Origin of the sequence: Bradyrhizobium sp. HKCCYLRH2060 (assembly GCF_051168135.1) — a bacterium.
GTDB lineage: Bacteria > Pseudomonadota > Alphaproteobacteria > Rhizobiales > Xanthobacteraceae > Bradyrhizobium.
In genome coordinates this window covers 82542-105773 of record NZ_JBNPUK010000007.1, presented here as the reverse complement: position 1 = coordinate 105773, position 23232 = coordinate 82542, and the positions used below count along the sequence as shown (strand labels likewise).

Below are 23232 nucleotides of genomic sequence, written 5' to 3'. Positions count from 1 at the left end.
CTCATCGCCTCGCCAGCAGGCCCTGGGGCCGCAGCGCGAGCACCAGCACCATGATCAGGAAGGTCACGACGATCGCATAGGTTGGGATGTAGACCGAGCCGAGCTGCTCGGCGAGCCCAATGATCAGCGCGCCGAGCGCGGCTCCCGGGATCGATCCCATGCCGCCGACGATGACGACGACCAGCGAGGCCAGCAGAAAGCGCGTGTCCTCGCCGGGTGAGATGGACTGGAAGGTTCCGCCGACCACGCCGGCAATGCCGGCCAGCCCCGCGCCCAGTGCGAACACCAGCACGAAGACGAGCTGGATCTGCACGCCGGTTGCCGCCAGGATCTCGCGATCATCCACGCCGGCCCGCACGATCATGCCGACGCGGGTGCGGTTGAGCGCGAGCCACATCGCAATGCCGATCACGACCGAGCCGCAGAAGATCACCAGCCGCACCAGCGGATATTGCAGGAACACAGCCTCGCCCGACGATTTCATCGCCGTCATCAGCGGCAGCTGCACCGGCCCGATCAGCCAGGCCGGCGTCTGGATCTGATAGAAGTCGCCGCCGAACGCCCACAGCATCAGATCGGCGAACACAATCGAGAGGCCGATCGTCACCATGGTCTGGCGCAGGTCCTGCCCCTCCATGCGGCGGAAGACGAGCAGTTGCAGGAGAACACCGATCGCCGCGACGACGATGAAGGCGGCGACGAAGGCGAGGATCCACGACCCCGTCGCGGCGGACACGCCGTAGCCCACATAGCCGCCAAGCAGATAGAGCGAGCCGTGCGCAAGATTGACGTTGCGCATCAGGCCGAAGATCAACGTGAATCCGCTCGCGACAAGGAAATACAGTCCGCCCAGCGTGATGCCGTTGAAAACCGCACTCAGGAACACCTTCTTGCGGCCGATCGCCTCCTCGAGCCCCGGCGGCCACACGGCGAAGATCAGCCACGCCAGCAGCGCCAAGGCGAGGAGAATGATGAGGGACCAGATCGGGTGACGCTCGATGAAGCGGCTCATCACCCCTCCCTCAGGATACGAGGGACGGATCCGTCGTCACAGCGGAAAGGCGCATTCAGCCGAAGATCGCCGGGTCTGCCGGCCATCGCTCGTCCTCCCTCGTCGGATCCTTCTGCGGATCACGTTGCCCAGAGTGTAGCGGCAGACGAGAGTGCGCACTTGATCGACAGTCTCTTTTCGCGCAACGCGCAGCAGCAGGTCAGGCGCGCAGCACTTTTGCAGCGCGGCGATAGTCGGTCGGCGCCATGCCGACATTGCCGGCGAAGAACCGCGTGAAGCCGCTCTGCGAGGTGAATCCGAGATCGAAGCCGATATCGGCGATCGGCGCTTCCGTTGCCACGACGGCATCGAGCGCTCGCTCCATCAGCAGCGTATTCAGATAGAGATTGGGCGTCACACCGGTCTGGCTGCGGAACAGCCGATAGAAATGAGGCCGTGACAGTCCCGATTCGCGGGCGATGTGATCGAGCTCGATCTCGGCGCACGGACTGTCCGACATCAGCTTGATGCACTTGCGAACACGAAAGTCCGTCACTTCCGCGCATGGCCGTTCGGGCATCTGCTCCGAGACGCGCCAGCTTTCCTCGTAGCAACTGTCGATGAGCTGCCTCAGCTCGCCATCGAGACAGCCGAGCGATGGCGCGCCACATACCAACGCTGCGGTGCGGCGAATACAGCGATCGAGCGCGGCAGTCCGCCGGAAGCAGGTACGGCCAAACCGCAGGCCCTGCTCGCGCGCAGCCGAGGGCGTGAACCACTCCGCATTGACGTAGAGCACAAAAAAGATGGCGCCGTTGTCGATGTCGTTCGGCAGGAAATTGTGCGGTTCCCACGGATTGACCGCGACGATCCAGTCCTCGCCGATCTGATAGTGCTGGTCGCAGACGTCGATGTCGGCCGGCGTCCCACCAACGTGAAAGATCAGATGTCCCTCGCGATGGGCATGCACATTGAATGGCCGATTGAGCTGATAAACCGTCGCACGGCCGAAGCGAGCATGAAAGACGGCGAGCGCCCTACTCATCACTTCCTCACCGAAATGGCTTTTATTATTCGTCAGCGTCGATCATTGCATGTCAGAAAGCAAGGGACGCGACGACGCGGCCCGAGCCCGCTCGAGCCGCGCCGCTCCCTGTCGAAAGGTCAGTACTTCTTACATTCAGGCACGGTGCGGCTCGGCAGGCCGATCTTGGCGAAGGTCGCGGCGTCGTATCCCAGCGTTTGGTTGACGTCGGGGATCACCTTCACGACCTTGCTGAACAGCGCGCCCTTGCCGTCGTCGACCACCTCGGTGACGAAGTTGGTGCCGATGGCCTGGCGGTTGGCGTCGAGCTTGATCTTGCCGTTGGGGGCATCGATCTCGATCTTCGCCAGCGCCGCCTTGAGCTTGGCCTGGTTGTTCGACAGATCGCCATTGACCTCGCGCAGCGCCAGGATCAACGCCATGGTCGAGCCATAATAGTTGGTCGCCAGCAGCGACGGACTCGGGAAGCGCTTCTCCGGCGGGAACGAGTCCTGATAGGCCTTCACGAACTTCTGCCAGCGCGGATCCTCCCAGGTATCGGCCTGACCCGATGCAGCAATCGTACCGATCAGGGCGTTTTTGGCATTTCCCTTGGACGACAGGATGGTCTGGTCGATCATGATCGAGCCGCCCATCAGGTGCGCCTTGCCGCCGGCCTGTTGATACTGGTTGAGGAAGTTGACGGCATCGGCGCCGCCGAGGCCGAGATAGATCGCATCGACATCATCGGGCAGCGCCGCGATCACCGACGCGAAATCCTTGGTGCCGAGCGGGACCCATTGCCGGCTGGTGATCTTGCCGCCCAGGCCGCAGAACTCCAGCGCCAGGCCGAACACCTGGGTGTAGATGAAGGAATAGTCCTCGCCGACGGTCGCGATCTTGCGGTAGCCCTTGGTCTCATAGGCGTATTTGCCGAGGCCGACCTGCCATTGGGCACCATCCATGTTGAAGCGGAAGAAGTTCGGCGCGGGATCGACATAGGTGGTCTCCTGCGCACCGGACGCGGCGTTGACGAAGGTCAGCTCGGGGTGCGTCTTGGCGAAGTTCTTGACGGCGATGCCCTCGTCGCCCGACAGCGGCGACAGCAGGATCTGCACCTTGTCCTGCTCGATCAGCTTGCGCACGGCACGGACGGCCGAGTCCGGCGTGGCGTCGGTCGACGCGACGACGAATTCCAGCTCCTTGTCGCCGACCTTCTTGCCCAACACGTTCAGCGCGGTGACATGTCCGCGCATTCCGTCCTCGCCGAGCACGGTATAGGTGCCCTCCAGCGTCGCGGTGACGCCGACCTTGATCTTCTCCTGCGCGAACGCTGTGCTGGACAGCAAAAGCGCCGTGAACACGGCGATACCTACACTTCGCATGTGCATCGAACTCCTCCCTTGTCGCCCATTGCTGGGGCACACGAGCGTGTGCCGGCCACTGTTTTCTTGGCCATGTTGGCAGTGGACCTTCCCGTCGCCTCGCGCCATCTCTGACGAGCGACGGTGAGCCCCCATCGACCGCGGAGGCTAGCGGATGAGCCGAGCCCCCGCGCAACCCGCCCGGCCTCGACCTTGACGACGAGTCTCATTTTCCATGATGCGACGCGATAACGCCCGCGGTGCATTCCGTGTGCATCGCGGTCCCGTCAGTGCCTCGATGGGAGCCTCCGGTGGGCTCGCCGCTCAGGCAGAGCCCGAGCCGTTCAGCCGCCTCGGCCTGGCTCCCTCGGGAGCGTCCTGCCGTTCAATCGTCGCGTTCGTGCCGCCACCCGGGAGCGCCGGACACGCCGCTTCCGAAACTCCAATCCGCACATGACGATATCGATGCTTTCATTCGGACGCCGCAAACGGCGCCCATGGAACGCGAGCCATTTCTCGACCTGCCGCACGACCACGCGGCCGAGGTCCAGCCGCCGCACCAACTCGTCGCGCGTATGCAGCGAGGCGATGTCGACGATGTAGTCGAGCCGTTCCGACATGGTCCGCCCCACGAGCCGCGCGTATTCACTCGACACCAGCAAGGTTACGGCCCGCTCAGGCAGATGCGGCTCACCCATTTCCATTCCTGCACTCCACCGCGCCCGCCGGCCGACCCGAGATGTCGGCAATCCAGCAATTGCAGGCACGGCGCCCCCGATGACAATTCGACCGCGACACGCCAGGGAAGGCCCGATCGTTTCGTCTCATTTCATGACGCCGCGCGCGGCGCGCTCCTCGCGGCTTGCATTCGGCCGTCCATCACGAATACACGCGCTCAGCCTGGTCGTGAGACGGCGCCGCGTCCTGTTCTCTCGCTGTTGCCGACACCAGCGACTGTGTGATCTCCTGTGCCCGCATCGGCAGCACCGACAAGAGTGTGTCGCTGAGGCCGTGCGAGGTTTCGGCGCAGCCCTGCACGTAGACCTGCGGACGAAACGCCGGGCTCGTCTGCAGACGATAGTCGCGGTCGAGCGACGCCGATTCGATGTAGCGGCTGATCGGACCAAGACACGCCGGGATCGGAGATCGCTCGTAGCCGGTGGCGAGCACGACAGCATCGTACGCGGCCCGGCGGCGAACCTCTTCGTCCTTGTTGACGATCTCGAGCACCATCCCCTCAGGGGAGGCATAGGCTGCGACGATCTCGCTGCGCGGATGGAGAGCCAGTTTCCGAGCGCCGGCAACCCGCTGCTGGTACGTCATCCGGTAGAGCTGATCGAGCAGATCGGGGTCGACCACCGCATAATTGGTATTGCGGAAGCTGCGGACGATCGTCTCGCGCTGCCGATCGGACCGCGAATGAAAATAATCGGTGTAGTCCGGATTGAAGATCTCGTTCACGAACGGGCTGCTGTCCGCCGGCTTGAGCGCGTGCCCACGGAAGACCAGATCGATCCGGGCGTCCGGAAGCCGCTCGCTCAGATCGAGCGTGACCTCAGCCGCACTTTGTCCACCGCCGATGACCGCCACCCGCGGCGACCGGCCATCCGATCCTGCCGCAAGCGATGAACTCAGATAGCCGCTGGTGTGCACGACCCGCGGATCCCTCGCGATCGGTTGAAATATGGAAGGGATGTGCGGCACGCCGCCGACGGCCGCCACGAGGTGACGCGTGACGCGTGATCGCTCTTTTCCGTCAGCCATGCGCGTGAGCACACGAAGCGCGGTGACGGATTGACCGCTATGCACGGGCTCGACAGACTCGACCGTTTCTCCGTAGGCAACCGTGGTGCTGAACTGGCCGGCGACCCATCGGAGATAGTCGTTGAACTCGATCCGACTGGGATAGAACGTCTTGCAGTTCGTGAAGTCGAGCAGCCGGCCGGATTTATGCAGGTAGTTGACGAAGGTGAACGGACTGGTCGGATCGCGCAGCGATACCAGGTCCTTGAGGAAGGAGATCTGCATGTTGCTGCCGGGCAGCAGCATTCCGCCATGCCATTTGAAGTCCCGCTGCTTTTCCAGGAACAAGGACCGGCATTTCAGACGCTGCTGTCTGAAGCAATCGTCGAGCGCGATCGCCAATGCGAGGTTCGATGGCCCGAAGCCGACGCCGACGACATCATAGTCAGGGGCAGGATGATACGACATGGTGATGCTCCGTCCGCGCTAGGCTTCTGTGGGTGCTTCCTTGGCCGCCGGCTGCCACAGCCGATCGCCGAAGAAGCGTTCTCGCAGCAACATGACGAGGGTTGCCCGCTTGTGGGGGAAATCGAAATTCTTGATCCGGGCAAACCCCGCCAGATCCAGGTTGCGAAGCTGCTGGGAATGTGCCGCCGCCGGCTCGCCGACGACACGTTCGGTGCGACAGTCGTCGAGGAACATGTAGTGCATGAGTGAGGGAAGCCAGGCCGTGATGAAGCGGCGGCCCCGGAAGCCGTCCTCGCCGACGATCACGTGCCATCCACGATCATAGTCCGCCGCATCATAGAACGGCGCGATACGATTTTCCTTCGCCCAGTAGAGCTCGAAATAGCCGAACGGCCGATCCCCGAAGCAGCCGATCAGCGGCACCATGTGCGGGTCCGACATGATCCGTGACAGATATTGCCGGTGCTTGTCGATGTCCCCCGCTTCGTTCCAGAACGAGTCCACCCGCGGATCGTTGAGCCAGCGGTGGACCAACGGGAGATCGTGAGCGATGTCGATGACGCGAAAGCTGACGACGTCGGACAGCCAGGGAATGAAACGGGCGTAGACGGTGCCGACCGGCTTGGGCGGCCGCCGCGGATGGCGCCTGCCGTCGGTCATCGCGTAGGACTGTGGAAACGCCGGGCGCGCGGCGTCCGTCAGCCAGTTCTCGCGAAACTGCATCACCATGTCCGGATACAGCGCCAGCCTGCCGTCGGTCACCACCGCGAGGCCATCGTTCGCAAGGGCCGATGCTGCTGCCGGGTTGTCGTCGAGTGCAAGGTCGAGCCTCTGCAGCGACGGCGTCCAGGCAAAGACCGCTTCGGCCATTGCCGCGGCTCCGCGCGACAGCCGGCGCCAATCATCGACCCCGTCGTGCACGATCAGACGCGTCAGTTCGCCATCCGGCCGAAGCGCCAGCAGTGGCGCGCCGTCCGCGATCACCCGAAGCCCGTCATCGTCGCGAACGACCGACATTGTCGCGTCGGTTGCGACAGGGAATGTCCGGATACTGCCCGTAACGCTCGCGGTCGCGCTCATGCGAACTCCCTCCCTCTCATTGATCTGCACGGGCGTCATCTCTGTCCACTCCCGCTCAGGATGTAGATCGGCCGGCACGACGAAGACAACAAAGTCCGTAGCGCTGTTTTTAGATTAACTACAAAGATGCGGCTCACGGCTTCGATGCTCCAAGCGATGCAGCGGGTTCATGCAGAACAGTCGTGAGCGTGCGCTGCCTTTGTGCCGGCTCGCGGCGTTCCGCGGCGTCGCTGGCGTCAATCCGACCGTCGCGCAGACGCACGATCCGATCGGCGCAGTGGAAGTAGCGATCGTCGTGCGAGATCACAATGATCGTCTTGCCGAGACGTTTGAGGTCGGCGAGCAGCTCGGTGTAGAAGATTTGGCGAAACGCTGGATCCTGATCGGCCGCCCATTCGTCGAACACCAGCACCGGCCGTCCCTCGATCCAGGCATTGATCAGGGCGAGCCGCTTGCGCTGGCCCGTCGACAGGTCGGTGGTGGAGAACGCGCCGCCATCGATCGAGACCTTGTGAGCGAGCTCGAGTCGATCTAGATAGCGATGTGCGAGGTCAGGCGGCTGGTTGCTCTGCTGCGCCAGGGTGTCGAACAGGAAATAGTCCGAGAATATCGTGGTGAAGAGCTGCCGATAGTCGTCGCGGGTCTCGCTGACGACGGGATTGCCGTCGCGCAGCAGCACGCCGCGGTCCGGCACATAGAGTCCAAGCAGCAGCTTGATCAGCGTCGTCTTGCCGCTGCCGTTCTCACCGACGATGAAGACGATCTCGCCGCGGCGAATGCGAAGGTCGATCGGTCCGATGACAAAAGGGCGTTCGGATGACGACGCAGGGAATGCGTAGGAGACGCCGCGCAGCTCGATGGATTCGATCTGCTCAGCGGTCCGATCCTGGGGATCATCGAGCAGTTCAGCCTCTGCGGCGGTGAAACGCTCCGACAACTCGGCGATCCGGCGCATCGCAACCTGGGCGCGGCCGAGCGACGGCAGCATGCCGATCAACTGGTCGATCGGTCCGCGCATGAACAGCAGCACCAGCACGAAGCCGCTGGACACCGAGGCCGGGCTGTCGGGCCACAGCAGTGGACGCAGCACCAGCGCGGTCCCGATCACCAGAAACAGCAGAACCGTCCCGAGCGCACGCGCCGTCACCAGCAGATTGATCGCCTTGATCTGCACGTCGCCGATCCGGTCGACCGTCCGTCCGATCAGATCGACATGGACATGGCGCCGGCGCTGGCGATGAAGACGGAGCTCCTTGGCACCGTCGGAGATCGCGCGGTAGTGCTTCTGCAGATCGTCTTCGTATTGGCGCGCGAGATTGAAGCCCGTCATTCCGCGCTTGCGGGCGAGGTAATGGACGAACGACCCGAGCGCGATCAAGATTGCCGTGACCAGGAACAACGGCCACGACAGCACCGCGAGGTAGATCAGGCAGCCGGCGACGATGACGCCGGACACCAGGAAGGCGGGAAAGAAGAAGGCGAAATCGCTGATGGCATCGACGTCCTTGGTCAGGACCGGGATGAGGCGGTGCGACCGATAGGCTTCGAGCTGGTCGATCGGCGCCATCAGGATCTTGGCGGCCAGCGACTTGCGCAACGAGGCCACGATCCGCTGCCCGACGATATTGGCGCTGATGTCAGAGCCAACCGACCCGATCACGATCAGGATGCAGAGACCCGCGAACGAGGCAATCAGGCCGCCGACGTCGCCTGCGCCTGCGTAAAGGCCGCGGTTCACCACGGCGAGCAGACCAGCAACGCTGGCGCCGCCGAGCAGGCCGAGCAGGATGGCTGCCGCCAGCAGCAGCCAATACGGCCGCAGCAGGCTTCCGACGTTGGCAATTGCCGGATTGGATGGCGTCATCATCGGCCGCCGGCTCCCATTCGTGTGGCGAAGACAGCGGCGAGCTTGTCGCCGATGTCGGCGCGGGCCTGGAGGGCGTCGGGCACGACGTTGCCCATGCGCAGGAACTCGTGGACCATGCCGGGATAGACCTTCAAGTCCACAGCGACGCCGGCCTCGCGCAAGCGTGCGGCATAGGCCTGCCCCTCGTCGACCAGCGGATCGAACTCGGGCAGCACGATCAGCGCGGGCGCGACGCGCGTGAGGTCGGAGGCCGCCAGCGGCGCAAATCGCCAGTCGTGGCGATCAGTGCCTTCGGGCAGATAGTGGTCGAAGAACCAGTCGACGGTCTCGCGCTCGAGCAGATAGCCCGAGCCGTAGTTCTCGTAGGAGTCCGAGATCTGCTGCGGGCTGAGCCCGGGATAAGCGAGGACCTGAAGGATCGGCTGCGGCAAGGCCCGGTCGTCGCGCGCGGCGATTGCCAGCGCCGCGGCCAGCGTTCCGCCCGCGCTGTCGCCGCCGATCGCGACTCGCCGCGGGTCGAAGCCAAGCGCCGGCCCCTCGCCCCCGATCCAGGTGAGCGCATCGACGCAATCCTCGAACGCCGTCGGAAACCGATGCTCCGGCGCCAGCCGATAGTCGATCGACAGCACCGCCGCGCCGCTGTCATCCGCGAGGCCGCGGCACAGCGGCTGGTGCGAGTCGAGGCTGCCGACGACAAAGCCGCCGCCATGCATGTAGAGCAGCACGGGCATCGGATCGGCGACATCCAACGGCCGCGCTGCATAGAGCCGCCCTGCAATCTCCGTCCCGTCGCGCATCGGCAGCGCAAGCTGCCTCTCGAACGCCAGCGGCGGTGGATCGACATCCAGCAGCGGCGACGACGCGTCGAAATCGGCGCGCGCCTGCGCCGGCGTGAGTTGCGGAAACGGGATGCGCGCGCCAGCTTCCGTTCCGAGCTGGATCATCTCGAGCAGCGCCGCGATATCAGGATGAAGGCCCATGATCACCTCATTCAGCTGGTTCGGGCTGCAGACCTGGCGATGTCTGCGCCGCCTGGTCCGGCTCGAGCCACGCGCCAAGTGCCGCCAGGAAGGATTCGTTGCTCAGGATCGCGAAGTGATCGTCGCCGATCACGCCGAGGTCTGCCGCCTGCGGCAGCCGCGCCGCGAGCCGATCGCGCTGTCGAAGCCGGCCCGAGGTCCACCAGCAGCCGGGCGCGACAGCGAGATCAGCCGGCCATTCGGCCGTTTGCGCCAGTTGCGCGAGATGGCGTCCGACCCTGAAGGCCGCGACGATGTCGTCGATGCCGAGAAGGCCGTCGCGCGGCTGCAGCGGTGCCATGCCGATCGCATCGGCGACGAGGCCCCGGATCACCTCGTCCGTCGCCGGCGCATCGGCGGAGCGGATCGCCGTCACCTGCGACGCGATCGCTGACAACTGCACGCCCGGCGCCGTGACCGAGAGCAGCGCGAGCAAGTCGTCAGTCCAATGTCGCGACGGCTGCTGGCCACCATGCGGAACGAAGCTGTCGATCAGCGCCAGGCGCTCGACCCGCGCGCCGCGCCTTTGCAGTTCGGCGGCAACCAGACCCGCGAGCAGCCCGCCGAGCGACCAGCCGATCAGATGATAGGGCCCCTCGCTCTGCGTCTGTACGATCTCATCGGCATAGTCCACGGCCATCGCCGCCAGCGAGCGATCGGTGAAGGACGGCTCGATCAGCGTCCGGCACTGCAGACCGATCAGTTGCCGTTCTCCCTCCAGACGACGCGCCAGCGGCGCATAGTCGAACACGGTGCCGAAGCCGCCGTGAAGGCAGAACACGGGCGCCGCGCCATCGACCGGCGAACTCAGGGGCAGCAGCGCCGACGGCCGCGTGGATGATGCTGCGGGCGAGCCGAGCAAGGCGCGAATGGTCGGCTTTTGCAAGAGATCCCGCAGCTTGATCTCGCCATCGAGGACCGGTTCGCGGCGAAGCCGCGCGATCACCTTGAGGCTGAGAATCGAGTTGCCGCCGAGCTCGAAGAAGTTGTCGGTGACGCCGACTTGCGCGACGCCGAGAACCTCCGCCCACAGCTTCGCCATCGCGACCTCTGGCGGACTTTCCGGGGCGATGAACGCGCGCCCGGCTGCGATACCAGGCGCGGGCAACGCCTTGCGATCGACCTTGCCGCTCGACAGCGTGGGCAGGCGCTCGAGCACGATGATACGGGCCGGAACCATGTAGGCCGGCAATGTCCGGCGCAGCGCGGCGGTCAGCGCCGCCGACAGGCGCTCGGCCGCTGCAGCGGCGGCGTCACCCGGCGCCCGTGGCGCCACATAGGCCACGAGCTGACTTCCTCCCGCACCCGCCACCGCGAGCACGGCAGCCTGTGCGACTGCGGGGTCGCTCAGCAGAGCCGATTGGATTTCGCCAAGCTCGATCCGGAAGCCGCTGACCTTGACCTGATCGTCGCTGCGCCCGAGATACTCGATCGTGCCGCTCGCATCCCATCGGGCCAGGTCGCCGGTGCGATAGAGACGTGCGCCCTCCTCCGTCGAAAATGGATCCGGCACGAAGCGTTCCGCCGTCATGCCTGGCTTGGCGAGGTAGCCGCGCGCGAGCCCAAAGCCGCCGACATAGAGCTCGCCGGCTGCGCCTGCCGGAACGAGATTCAGCGCGCCATCGAGGATGTAGGCGGTGCGGCGGCCGACGGGAATGCCGATCGGCGCATAGGCCTTGTCGCATGCCGTGTTGCCATCGACCTTCCACACCAGCGGTGTCACGACGGTCTCGGTCGGACCATAGCCGTTGATCAGGATCCGCGGCTTCAGCGCCCGCCTCACCTTGTCGAAGCCGGCCTTCGGCATGGCCTCGCCACCGAACGAATACAACCGCACCGGCGGCGGATTTCCGGTCTGCTCCACCCATTCGGCGACCTGCTGCAGGTAGGCCGGCGGCAGACCGATATGCGTCACGCGCTGCGCATGAAGCTCGGCGACCGTCTGCTCCGGCGTCCACAGCTCCGCATCACGCATGACCAGCCGTGCGCCCTGCGACAGCACCGTGAGCCACCGTTCATGCGCGCCGTCGAAGGCCAGCGACAGGAAATGCAGCTCGGTTGCGTGCTCGTCGAGCTCGTAGAGCGCAGCGGTCGCCCGGCAATGCATCGCCAGCGGTCCATGCGCGACCGCGACGCCTTTCGGCCGCCCGGTCGAGCCGGACGTGTAGATCACATAAGCCAGATTCTCCGGATGCAGGCCCGGATCCGGCGCATGGTGCGGACCGCTGTCGAAATCGAACGAGGCCAGATCGACGGCCTGGACACCTTCGGTGGCGGCGATCTCATGCGCGCCGGACAGCAGCATGCTCATCCCGGAATCGCGCATCAGATGGGCGATGCGGTCCGGCGGCAGCTCGGGATCGAGCGGCACATAGGCTCCGCCGGCCTTCAGCACGGCGAGCAGCGCGGCCATCGTCACTTCGTTGCGCTCGACGACGACGCCGACGCGCTGGTCTGGCTGGAGCCCGGCGCCGACGAGGCGGAGCGCGAGCCGATTGGCGCGACGATCGAGCTCGCCGTAGGACACGTTCCTGCCGCCGATCGTGAGGGCGACACGTTCCGGGTCACGCTGGGCATGACCGCTGATCATCTCGTGCACGAGCGGACGCGTCGCGGAAGACGCCGCCCGGCCATTGCAGGCGTCAGCGCGCTGCACATCCAGAGCGGTAGCCGCATCGATTGCGCCGAGCGCGGCTTCCGGACTTCGCATGATAGCCGCGAGCAGATGTTCGAATTGCGCCCTCACCTGCTCCGCCTGATCCGGCGTGAAGTGGCTCGGCATATAGGTGAACTCGACCTGCAGCGTATCCTCGACCATGATGGACAGGTCCATCGGATAGTTGGTGACGTCGACATTGCGCAGCTCGCCGAATTGAAGCGAGCCGTCGCCCTGCAGCAGGCCCCGGTCGACGGGATAGTTCTCGAACACGATGATGCTGTCGAACATGCTCTCGCCGGCACGGCCGGCCCAGCTCTGGATGTCGTAGAGCGGCGTCTGCTCGAAATTGCGCATCGCCGCGTTACGGTCCTGCATGGCACGCAGCCAGTCGCCGATTGTGGTGGCCGGCGACGGCGTCTCGATCACCGGCAGCGTATTGATGAACAGGCCGATCATCTGCTCGGCCCCGTCGAGACCAGCCGGACGGCCGGCGACGGTGACACCGAAGGTGACGGTCTGCTGGCCGGTGTAGCGTTGCAGCAGCAGCGCCCAGACGCCCTGGATGAGCGTGTTCAGGGTGATGCGCTCGCGCCGAGCAAACGCCTTCAAGGCCGCGGTCGCGTCTTCGTCGAGCCGCGTGTAGCAGCGCTGGTGCCCGTGCGCATCGTGGCGCCGTGCTCCGAAGGCATCGGCCAGTTGCGTCGGCTGGTGGAAGGCCGTGAGCTGTCCGCGCCAGAAGCGCTCGGCGGCCTGCGCGTCTTGGGCGAGCAGCCAGGCAACATAGTCGCGATAGAGCGCCGAGTGAGAGACGAGCGCACGCCCGGAATAGCGCTGCAGGATTTCGCCGATGAAGCGGGCCGAGCTCCAGCCGTCCATCAGGATGTGATGGTAGGTCCAGATCAGGCGATGACGATCCTGGTCGAGGCGCACCAGGCGGACACGCTGCAGCGGCGGCACCGCGAGATCGAACTCGACGTCACGCTCCGCGGCCAGCGCCGACGACAGAAGCGCTTCATCGACGGCCTGCCCGCGCCAGTCTTCCGTCGCGAACGGCACGCTCGCTACACGATGGACGGCCTGCAGCGGTGCGCCGGACAGCTCGCGCCAGAGAAATCCGGTGCGCAGCATCGGATGGCAAGCGGAGACCTCCTGCCACGCGCCGCGCAGCCGCTCGACGTCAAGGCCGCGGATCTCGACGCTGATCTGGTTGACATAGGCACCACTGCCGGCATCGCGCAGGCTGTGGAACAGCATGCCCTGCTGCATCGGCGAGAGTGGGTAGACGTCCTCGATGCGATCCCAGTCGACCCCGAGCCGGGCGACCTCCTCGCTCGTCAGCCCGGACAATGCGCCGCGCACGAGCGTGATTGCGGGCTGGTCGTTCCGCGACGCCACGCAGGCCGGCGCGAGCAGCTCGATCGTCTGCAGACGGAACACGTCTCTCGGCTCCAGCACAAGGCCGGCGCGGCGTGCGCGACCGACCATCTGCAGCGAGATGATCGAGTCGCCGCCGAGCTCGAAGAAATTGTCGGTGACGCCGACGGCCGGCTGCTGCAGCAGCTCGGCCCAGATCGCAGCGAGCGTGGCCTCGGTGGGACTACGTGGCGCGATGCGCCGTCCCTGCCCGGCCCAGGTGTCGGGCAACGGCAAGGCCTTGCGATCGATCTTGCCGTTCGGTGTCAGCGGCAGAAGCGGCAGCACCATCACGCGCGACGGCACCATGTAGTCCGGGAGCGTAGACGCGAGCGCCGCACGCAGCTCAGCTCCATCGAGCGTATCGTCGCCGCTGACATAGCCGACGAGCTGCCGGCTGCCGCCGAGCTCTTGCGCCACCACGACGCTGTCGCGCACGCCGGGCCGCGTGCGCAGCCGCGCCTCGATCTCGCCGAGCTCGATGCGGTGGCCGCGGATCTTCACCTGATGGTCGGCGCGGCCGACATAGTCGAGCATTCCATCGGCGCGCCAGCGCGCCAGATCGCCGGTCCGGTACAGCCGCGCACCGGGATCACCAAATGGATCGGGAACGAAGCGCTCGGCGCTCAGCGCCGCACGGCGCCAATAGCCGCGGGCCAGGCCTTCGCCACCGATGAAGAGCTCGCCCGCCACGCCGACAGGGGCACGGTTGAGATCGCCGTCGAGCACGTGCAGCGTGGTGCTGCCGATCGGGCCGCCGAGGACGGGCGCCGGATCGCGCGCTTCGAGCCGATGGCGCGCGGACCACACCGTGGTTTCGGTCGGCCCGAACAGGTTCCAGACCTCGCCGCCGAGCGCGAGCAGCCGGAGCGCCAGGTCGGGCGCCAGCGCCTCGCCACCGCTCAGCAAGCGGCAGCCGCGAGGCAACCATCCGCGCCCGCCATCGTCATGGTCGAGCAGCATGCGCCAGCTCGATGGCGTGGCCTGGATCATGGTCACGCCATGACGGGCCACGATCGCTTTCAACGCCGCCGGATCATGGGCCGAGGCGCGATCCGCCAGCACGATCTGCGCGCCACGAGTCAGCGGCAGCCAGAGCTCGAGCACCGCGATGTCGAACGACAGCGAGGTCAAACCGAGCACGCGGTCATCGCGGGCAATGCCTGGCTGATCAGCCATTGTCGCCAGGAAATTCGTCACGGCGCCATGGCGCACCATCACGCCCTTGGGCAGGCCGGTCGAGCCCGAGGTGTAGATGACGTAAGCCAGGTTTTCAGGATGGACGGCGACATCGAGATTGCCGACGTCGGCAACTTCCTCTCCAGGCGCCTCGTCCAGCAGCCAGACCTCGGCGTGGCCGTCCGCCAGCACCGGACCGAGCCGATCGCGGAGCGTCGCCTGCGTCAGCAGCAGCTTGGCGCCGCTGTCGGTCAGCATGTGCGCGAGACGCTCGGCCGGATAGTCGGGATCGAGCGGCAGATAGGCCCCGCCCGCCTTGAGCACCGCGAGCAGCGCCACCATCATCGTGACACCGCGCTCCAGCGCCAGCCCTACCACCACATCGGGACCGACGCCGCCCTCCCTGAGCCTTTGGCCCAGCCGGTTCGCGCGCGCGTTCAGCGCGGCGTAGCTGAGCGTCTCCTCATTGTGCACGAGCGCGATCGCATCGGGTGCGCGCTCCGTCTGCGCCTCGAATTGAGCGACGACACCGGGCGATATCACGGCGGCCGCTGTGGCGTTCACCCGTGCGAGCAGCGCGATATCAGCGGGATCATCAGCCGCAAGGCAGCCGACCGCCTGCTCCGCATCGCCAGCGATGGCCGCGAGCAGTTGCACGAACGCCATCTGCAGCCGACGGATCTGGACGTCGTCGAAATGTTGCTGCTGGAAATTGAACACCAGCCGCAGCTCGCTTTCGAGACCGACACTCACGAACAGCGGGTAGTTGCTGGTTTCGAGTATCCTCGTCCGGCTGACGCTCAGACGGCCATCTCGGGTCTTCAAGGCCGCGTCCACCGGATAGTTCTCGAACACGAGGATGCTGTCGAACAGCGGACGCCCGGCCCGGCCCGCGATCCGCTGGATGTCGGCCAGCGGCATCCAGCCGTGATCCCGCAGGCCGAGATTGCGATCCTGCAAGTCCCGCAGCCACGCGCCGACGCGCTGCTCCGGATCCTTGGTATCGACCACCGGCAAGGTGTTGATGAAGAGGCCGACCATCTCTTCGGCGCCGGCGAGCCCGGCGGGCCGGTCCGACACGGTCACGCCGAAGCAGACCGTCGGCTGGCCGGTGAACCGACGGAGCAGTTGCGCCCAAGCCGCCTGCACCACCGTGTTCAGCGTGACCCGTTCGCGGGTCGCGAAGCGTTGCAGCCGCTCGCTGAGATCGGCGTCCACCGCCATGGCGAGCGAGCCATGGCCGACGCGAGCGCCGGCCGCAGGCTGCGACAGCAGGCTCGGCTCGTCGAGTCCAGCCAACGCCGCTCGCCAGAACTCGACCGCCGCACCGTGGTCCTGCGCCTGCAGCCATCCGATGTAGTCGCGGAAGCGCGGCGGCGGTCCCTGCAGCGCCCCCTGCCCCTCTTGCTGGATCACCTCGGCAATGAAGCGGGCCGAGCTCCAGCCGTCCATCAGAATGTGATGATGGGTCCAGATCAGCCAGTGCCGGTCATCGGCGATCCGGACCAGCCGCACGCGCTGCAGCGGCGGCCGCGAGAGATCGAAGCCGTCGGCGCGCTCGCGATCTGCAACTGCCATGAGCTCAGCCTCCAGCGCCGCCGGAGTAAGCCCCGCCGCACGTTCCCGCCAATCCTCCGCGACGAAGGCAACGTCGGCATTGCGATAAACGACCTGCTGCGGTGGTCCGGGCAATTCACGCCAGAGGAAGCCGGTGCGAAGCACGGCATGGCGATGGCTGACCGCCTGCCAAGCGGCTTGCAGCTTGCCGGCGTCGAGGCCGCGGATCTCGGCAGCGACCTGGTTGACGTAGACCCCAGTGACGTCGTCGTGCAGCGCGTGAAACAACATGCCCTGCTGCATCGGCGACAGCGGATAGATGTCCTCGACCTCGCGCCAATCCAGCGCCAGCGCATCGAGCTCGGCCTGACTCAGCTTCGACAGCGGCACATCGGACGGCGTCACGCCATGGACGCCGCTCGTGCAATGATCGACCAGTTCACGAAGCGCTTCCTCGAAACAACCGGCGACGCGGGTCACGGTCTCGCGTCGATAGCGCTTCCTGCTGAAGCCGAACGACAACTGCAGACGGCCGTCGAGCACCCTCGCATTGATCGCGATATGGTGGCGGAGCGGGCTCGATGCTGCACGCGAAGGTCCTGCGCTCTCGGGCGCGATCGAGAACAGCGCCGTCTCGTCCGTGCCGCCATCGACCTGACCGAGATAGTTGAACCCGATGCGCGGCTGCACGCCCGTCCTCAGCGCCGCACGCTGGGCATCAGACCCCAGGTAGCGCAGCACGCCGTAGCCAAGTCCCCGGTTGGGGACGGACCGCAGCATCTCCTTGGTCGCCTTGATCAGCTCGGCGGGCGGCTGCGATCCAGCCGTCAATTGCACCGGAAAGGCGGTTGTGAACCAGCCGATGGTTCGCGACAGATCGAGCCCGTCGCCGAGATCCTCGCGGCCGTGGCCTTCGAGCTCGATCGCCATGATCTCACGGCCCAACCACTGCCACAACGCACGCGCCAGCGCCGACAGCAGCAGATCATTGACCTGGGTTCGGTACGCGCCGTGCGCCGCGCCCAGCAGACGCGCGGTCAGCTCGGCGTCGATCGCAAGCGGCACATCGTCGGCGTCGGCGATCGTATCCCGATCCGCATGATCGACATCGCATGGCACGTCCGCCGCCTGCCGGAGACCGGACCAATGATCCAACTCGGCAGCCAGCGCATCCGAGGCGGCGTGCGCGTGCAGGGCCGCACCCCATTGGGCATAGGCGTGCGTCTTGGGCGGCAGCGTCGCCTCCTGCCCACGCATCAGCTGCTCGTAGGCCGCCGCGAGATCCTCCAGCAGCACACGCCACGACACGCCGTCGATCACGAGGTGATGGATCACGATCAGGAGGCGCTGCCCGCCGTCGGGCAGATCGATGCCGACCATCTGCACCAGACGCCCCTGCGCGAGCGAGAGGCTCGCCTGGACCTCCGCGGCCAGCGCGGTGACCGCCTCGCCGTCAGCCAGCTCGCACGCTCGAAACAGGCTGGGGGCGGCCGGCGCCGGCCCGTGCTCGGCGCGCCAGGTGCCGTCGATGCGTTGGAAGCGCAGCCTCAGCGCATCATGATGGGTGACGACCGCCGCCGCCGCGCGCCGCAGCACGTCCCAGTCGAGCCGCCGCTGCGGCCGCAGCAGCAAGGCCTGGTTCCAGTGGTCCGGCGCCTCCAGCTCCTGCTCGAAGAAGCGCAGTTGAATCGGCAGCAACGGCAGTGGCCCTGAGACGAGGCCGTGCTCCACCGTCGTCTCCAGCCGCGCGATCTGCCGCGCGTCGCGCGCCAGGGCTTCCAGTGTCTGATGCTTGAAGACGTCGCGCGGCTCGATCAGAAGTCCGGCTCGCCGCGCGCGACTGACCATCTGCAGCGAGATGATGGAATCGCCGCCGAGCTCGAAGAAATTGTCGGTCATGCCGACATCGGGCTGATGCAGCAGCTCGGCCCAGATGGCCGCCAGCGCAGCCTCGGCCGCCGTCCGCGGCGCAATCCGCTTGGCCGATGCGGGCGCCTCCGGCGCCGGCAGCGCATGGCGATCGACCTTGCCATTCACCATCAGCGGCAGACGATCGAGCACCACGATCCGCGCCGGCACCATGTAGTCCGGCAGGGCCGCGGACAAGACATCGCGCAGCACGACGCCGTCGAGCGTGTCGTCACCGCAGACATAGCCGATCAGTTGCCGGCCTGCTCCGAACTCCCTGGCGATGACGACGGCGGCAGTGACCGATGGCTGCTGCAACAGCCGCGCCTCGATCTCGCCGAGCTCGATGCGGAAGCCGCGAACCTTCACTTGATGATCAGTGCGGCCGACATAGTCGATGGCGCCATCGCTGCGCCAGCGCGCCAAGTCGCCGCTCCGGTACAGCCGCGCACCGGGAGGTCCGAACGGATCTGGAATGAAGCGCTCGGCCGTCAGCGCCGCGCGACCGAGATAGCCGCGCGCCAGCCCGTCGCCGCCGATATGGAGCCCGCCCGTCGTACCCTCGGCCACCGGATTGAGGTCGGCATCGAGAATGCGCAGGGTCGTGCCCGGGACCGGGACGCCGATCGGCACGCGCGGCCCGCTCGCCTCGCGGCAGCTCCAGAAGCTGGCATTGATGAGCGCTTCGGTCGGTCCATAGCGGTTGTCGAACCGGATCGCGGGGAATACCGTGTAGACTTGCTCCTTCAGTTGGACCGACAAGGCCTCGCCACCGGAGAACAGGCGCTTCAGGCTCACGCATCGGCGAGCTTCGGGCTCGGCCACGAATTGCGCGAGCATCTGGGGCACGAAATGCAGCGTGGTGACGCGATGCGTGGTGACTGCATCGATCAGCCGCTTCGGCTCGCGATGGGCACCCGGCGCTGCGATCGCAAGCCGTGCACCGACCGTCAGCGGCCACAGGATTTCCCACACAGCGACGTCGAAGCTGAACGGCGTCTTCTGCAGCAGCGTTTCGCCGGGATCGAGCCCGTACTCCCGCTGCATCCAGGCCAGCCGCGCCGCCAGCGCGCCCCGCGTGCAGGCCACGCCCTTCGGCATGCCGGTCGAGCCGGACGTGTAGATCACATAAGCGAGGCTCTCGGCGTGGATCGGACTGCGGAGATCCGAGCTGTCGGCATCGATCCCGTGCGAAGCGCGGCTGTCGTCGACGGCGATCAGCTCGGCGCCCGCCCCGGCCGTGATCTCCATCAGCCGATCGCGCAATTGCGGCTGCGTCAGCACCAGTCGCGCGCCGCTGTCGCCCAGCATCGCGGCGAGCCGCTGGCCGGGATAATCCGGATCGAGCGGCAGATAGCCGGCCCCTGCCTTCAGCACCGCCAGCACCGCCACGACCAGATCGGCACTGCGCTCGAATGCCAGGCCGACCGGAGCATCCAGAGCGACGCCGGATTGCCTGATCTGTCGTGCCAATCGGTTGGCCCGCGCGTTCAGTTCCGCGTATCTGATCCTCTCCTGATCGGAGATCAGGGCCACGGCCGCGGACGACCGTGCGACCTGCTGCTCGATCTGCGTCACCACGTCGACGAAGCGGTCTTTCACCGTCGGCGCGGCGGGTCCCGAGCTCCAGCCGAGCACCCGTTGCAAAGCGGCGGCGTCGAGGCCATGCAGCTCCGCGACCGGGCGGCTGCTGTCGTCGGCGATGCGCCCGAGCAGGCAGGCGAACGCCGCCTGCATCCGCTCGATCTGCGGCCGGTCGAACCGGCTGCGATCGTAACGGAAGCCGAGCCGGATGCCGGCGTCGGTGACGAACACCGCGACCGTCAGCGCATAGTTGGTGATCGAGATCTGCTCGGCGCGGCTGGCGCGCGGCCCCTCGCCGGCCTGATCGCGCAGCGCCGCGTCGACCGGATAGTTCTCGAACACGAAAATGGTGTCGAACAGCGGCCGGCCGGCGTGGCCGGCAAGACGCTGGATCTCGTGCAGCGGCATCCAGCCATGCTCGCGCAGGTCGACGTTGCGATCCTGCAGGCCGCGCAGCCAATCGCCCACCGGCGTCTGCGGTCTCGCGTCCTCGAGCACGGGCACGGTGTTGATGAACAGGCCGACCGTCTCTTCCACGCCCGCGACCTCGGGCGGACGGCCGGAGATCGTGGCGCCGAAGCAGACGACATCCTGCCCGGTCAAGCGTCGCAGCAGCTGGCCCCAGGCCCCCTGCAGCAATGTGTTCAAGGTCACCCGCTCGCGCCGTGCCACGAGCTGCAGCCGCTCGGTTTTCGCTGCATCGATGACGAGATCAATCGAGGCATGGCCGTGGGCAGGTATGGCCGGCCCGCCCAGCGCATCGGCCAGCAGGCTCGGCTCGCCGAGCGTTGAGAGCGAGCGCGACCAGAACGCGATCGATGCCTCGCGATCCTGTCGTTGCAGCCAGGCAATGTAATCGCGATAGCGGCCGCGCGGTGCACCCAGCGACGCGCCGCCGACATGCTGCATGATCTCCCCGATCAGCCTCGCCGCGCTCCAGCCGTCGAGCAGGATGTGATGATGGGTCCAGATCAGGCGGCAAACGCCGCCGCCGAGATCGATGAGACGGACCCGCTGCAGCGGCGGCCGTGACAGGTCGAAGCCGGCACGCCATTCGGCCGCCGCCACCTCGGCCAGCGCCGCGTCACGCGTGGCTCGATCCATCGAGTCCGCGCGGTCGCGCCAATCCTCCTCGACGAAGGGAACAGGAACCTGCCGATGGACGACCTGCTGCGGTGCGCCTGATAAGTCTCTCCACACGAACGCGGTCCGCAGCACCGCGTGTCGCGCCGTCACCGCCTGCCACGTCGCGCGCAGGCGCGCCGCATCCGCGCCTTCGATGTCGACGGCGATCTGGCTGACGTAGTTGCCGCTGTCGCCGTCGCGCAGCGCGTGGAACAGCATGCCCTGCTGCATCGGCGACAGCGGATAGATATCCTCGACATCGCGCCAATCGCGCGTCGCGCCGAGCAAATCGAGCTCCGGCTGGCCGAGGCGCGACAGTGGAACGTCGGACGGCGTGATGCCGTGTACACCGCTGGTGCAATGCGCGACCAGCTCGCGCAACGCCTTGGAGTAACACGCGGCCAGCCGCTCGATCGTCGTGCGGCGATAGCGGCGGCAACCGAAACTGAACGTCAGCTTCAGCCGGCCATCGAGCACCTGACCGTTGATGCTGAGCCAGCGGCCGAGCGGCGCGCTGGCGCTGCGTGACGGGCCCGTGCTTTCCGGCGCGAGCGCGAAGGCAAGGTCGGAGCCGGCGCCGAACTGGCCGAGATAGTTGAAGACGATTCGCGGCTCGGCTCCATCCGCCAGGGCGGCGCGCTGCTCGGGGCTGCCGCAATGGCGCAGCACGCCGTAGCCGAGCCCGCGCGCCGGGATGGCCCGCAATTCCTCCTTGATCGACTTGATGAGGGTGGCGTCGTCGCTCGAGCCGGCAGAGAGCCGAATCGGAAATGCTGTCGTGAACCAGCCGACCGTGCGCGACAGGTCGATGCCTTCGAACAGATCCTCGCGGCCATGGCCCTCGAGCTCGACCATGCATTCATCGCGCCCGCACCAGCGGCTGACCGCGCGGGCCAGCGCCGCCAGCAGCAGATCATTGACCTGCGTCCTGTAGGCGACGGGTGCCTGCTTGAGCAGTTGCCCGGTCATCTCGACATCGAAGGACACGACGACGTCTTCACCATCGGCGACGCGATCAGTCCCACCGTGATCGTCGTCGCACGGCAGGTCGTCGGCGGCGCTGCGCTGTCTCCAATAATCGAGCTGATCGGCCAGCTCCTCGCTCGCCGCGTAGTCTTCGAGCCTCCTGCCCCATGACGCCACGGACTGGCTCCTGGTCGGCAAGACAATCACGGCGCCCTGCGCCGCCTGTCGAGACGCCGAGGCGATGTCCTCGAGCAGGACGCGCCAGGACACGCCGTCGACGATGAGATGATGCACAACGATGAGAAGCCTCTGGCTGCCGTCCGCGACGTCCATGCCGACGAGGCGCAGCAATGGCCCCTGCAAGGACAGGCTCGCCTGCGCGGCCGCCGCAACCGAGGTGATCTCCGCTGCGTCCTGAACAGTACGGATCCAGAGCAGATCAGCGCTCGCGGGCATGTTGCCGTATCTCGCCTGCCACGTGCCGTCGCTTTGCTCGAATTGCAGCCGCAGGGCGTCGTGATGCGCCACCACGGCATCGATAGCGCGCGCCATCAGGCGCCAGTCGAGCCGAGCCGACGGCACGAGCATCACGGCTTGGTTCCAGTGATGGCGTTCGCCGGCGTCTTCGGCAAAGAAACGGCGCTGGATCGGCAACAGCGGCACCGGATCGCCATCGCGCGCAAGCGGCTCCTCAGATGCAACGACCGCCCGATCGCGGCGCGCGACTCGCGCCAGCTCCTGCAGCGTCTGATGCCGGAACAGATCGCGCGGCTCGATCGATAGGCCGCGCTGCCGTGCCCGCCCGACCACCTGCAATGAGATGATGGAATCGCCGCCGAGCTCGAAGAAGTTGTCGGTCAGCCCGACCCGCGCATGGCCGAGCAATTCCGCCCAGATCGCCGCCAGCTCCAGTTCAGCCGGGGATTGCGGCGCGACGTAGTCGGCCTCAGCAGACAGCTGCTCGGGCGCCGGCAAGACGTCGCGATCGACCTTGCCATGCGCCGTGAGCGGCATCTGCGGCATCGGCACGATGCGCGCCGGAACCATGTAGTCCGGCAGTTCCTCCGACAACGCCGTGCGCAGCGCGGTCTCGTCGAGGCCATCCTCGCCGCAGACATAGCCGATCAGCTGCTGGCGTCCGCCGATCTCGCGTGCCGTCACCACCGCCGAGTGAACACCCGCCTGCCGCGTCAGCCGCGCCTCGACCTCGCCCGGCTCGATGCGGAAGCCGCGGATCTTGAGCTGATGATCGGACCGGCCGACATAGTCGATGACGCCATCGGTA

9 protein-coding genes (1 of these 9 cut by a window edge) are annotated in these 23232 nt (G+C 66.6%); all 9 read right to left on the bottom strand.

What is annotated here, in order from left to right; translation table 11 throughout:
• Position 1 precedes the first annotated feature (1 nt).
• Positions 2-1012, bottom strand: coding sequence for a branched-chain amino acid ABC transporter permease (locus ACQR10_RS16010; RefSeq protein ID WP_315802949.1), 1011 nt, complete (start codon positions 1010-1012; stop codon positions 2-4).
• A 199-nt stretch (positions 1013-1211) separates the two neighbouring features.
• Positions 1212-2036 carry an AraC family transcriptional regulator gene (locus ACQR10_RS16005; protein WP_315802948.1) on the bottom strand — a complete coding sequence of 275 codons (825 nt, stop codon included), beginning with the start codon at positions 2034-2036 and terminating at the stop codon, positions 1212-1214.
• Positions 2037-2155: 119 nt separating this feature from the next.
• Positions 2156-3406, bottom strand: a complete 1251-nt coding sequence (locus ACQR10_RS16000; RefSeq protein ID WP_315802947.1) for an ABC transporter substrate-binding protein — start codon at positions 3404-3406, stop codon at positions 2156-2158.
• A gap of 317 nt (positions 3407-3723) precedes the next feature.
• On the bottom strand, positions 3724-4077 hold the full coding sequence (locus ACQR10_RS15995; RefSeq protein ID WP_316216403.1) for a hypothetical protein: 354 nt from the start codon (positions 4075-4077) through the stop codon (positions 3724-3726).
• 181 nt (positions 4078-4258) lie between these two features.
• A complete protein-coding gene (locus ACQR10_RS15990; protein ID WP_316216166.1) occupies positions 4259-5590 on the bottom strand; it encodes a lysine N(6)-hydroxylase/L-ornithine N(5)-oxygenase family protein in 1332 nt (443 codons plus the stop codon).
• Between the two features lie 18 nt (positions 5591-5608).
• The gene (locus ACQR10_RS15985) at positions 5609-6670 is read right to left on the bottom strand and encodes a GNAT family N-acetyltransferase (protein WP_410051417.1); all 1062 of its coding nucleotides are present in this window, start codon (positions 6668-6670) and stop codon (positions 5609-5611) included.
• Between the two features lie 133 nt (positions 6671-6803).
• Complete coding sequence (locus ACQR10_RS15980) at positions 6804-8537, bottom strand: cyclic peptide export ABC transporter (protein ID WP_316216164.1); 1734 nt, start codon at positions 8535-8537, stop codon at positions 6804-6806.
• Positions 8534-9517, bottom strand: coding sequence for an alpha/beta hydrolase (locus tag ACQR10_RS15975; protein ID WP_316216163.1), 984 nt, complete (start codon positions 9515-9517; stop codon positions 8534-8536). Before ACQR10_RS15975 ends, ACQR10_RS15980 begins: the two co-directional genes overlap by 4 nt.
• A 7-nt stretch (positions 9518-9524) precedes the next feature.
• Positions 9525-23232 carry the 3' portion of a non-ribosomal peptide synthase/polyketide synthase gene (locus ACQR10_RS15970; RefSeq protein WP_434885710.1) on the bottom strand. Its footprint extends 2690 nt past the window's final position, so the window shows 13708 of its 16398 coding nt (coding positions 2691-16398); the start codon falls outside the window, past its right edge; its stop codon occupies positions 9525-9527.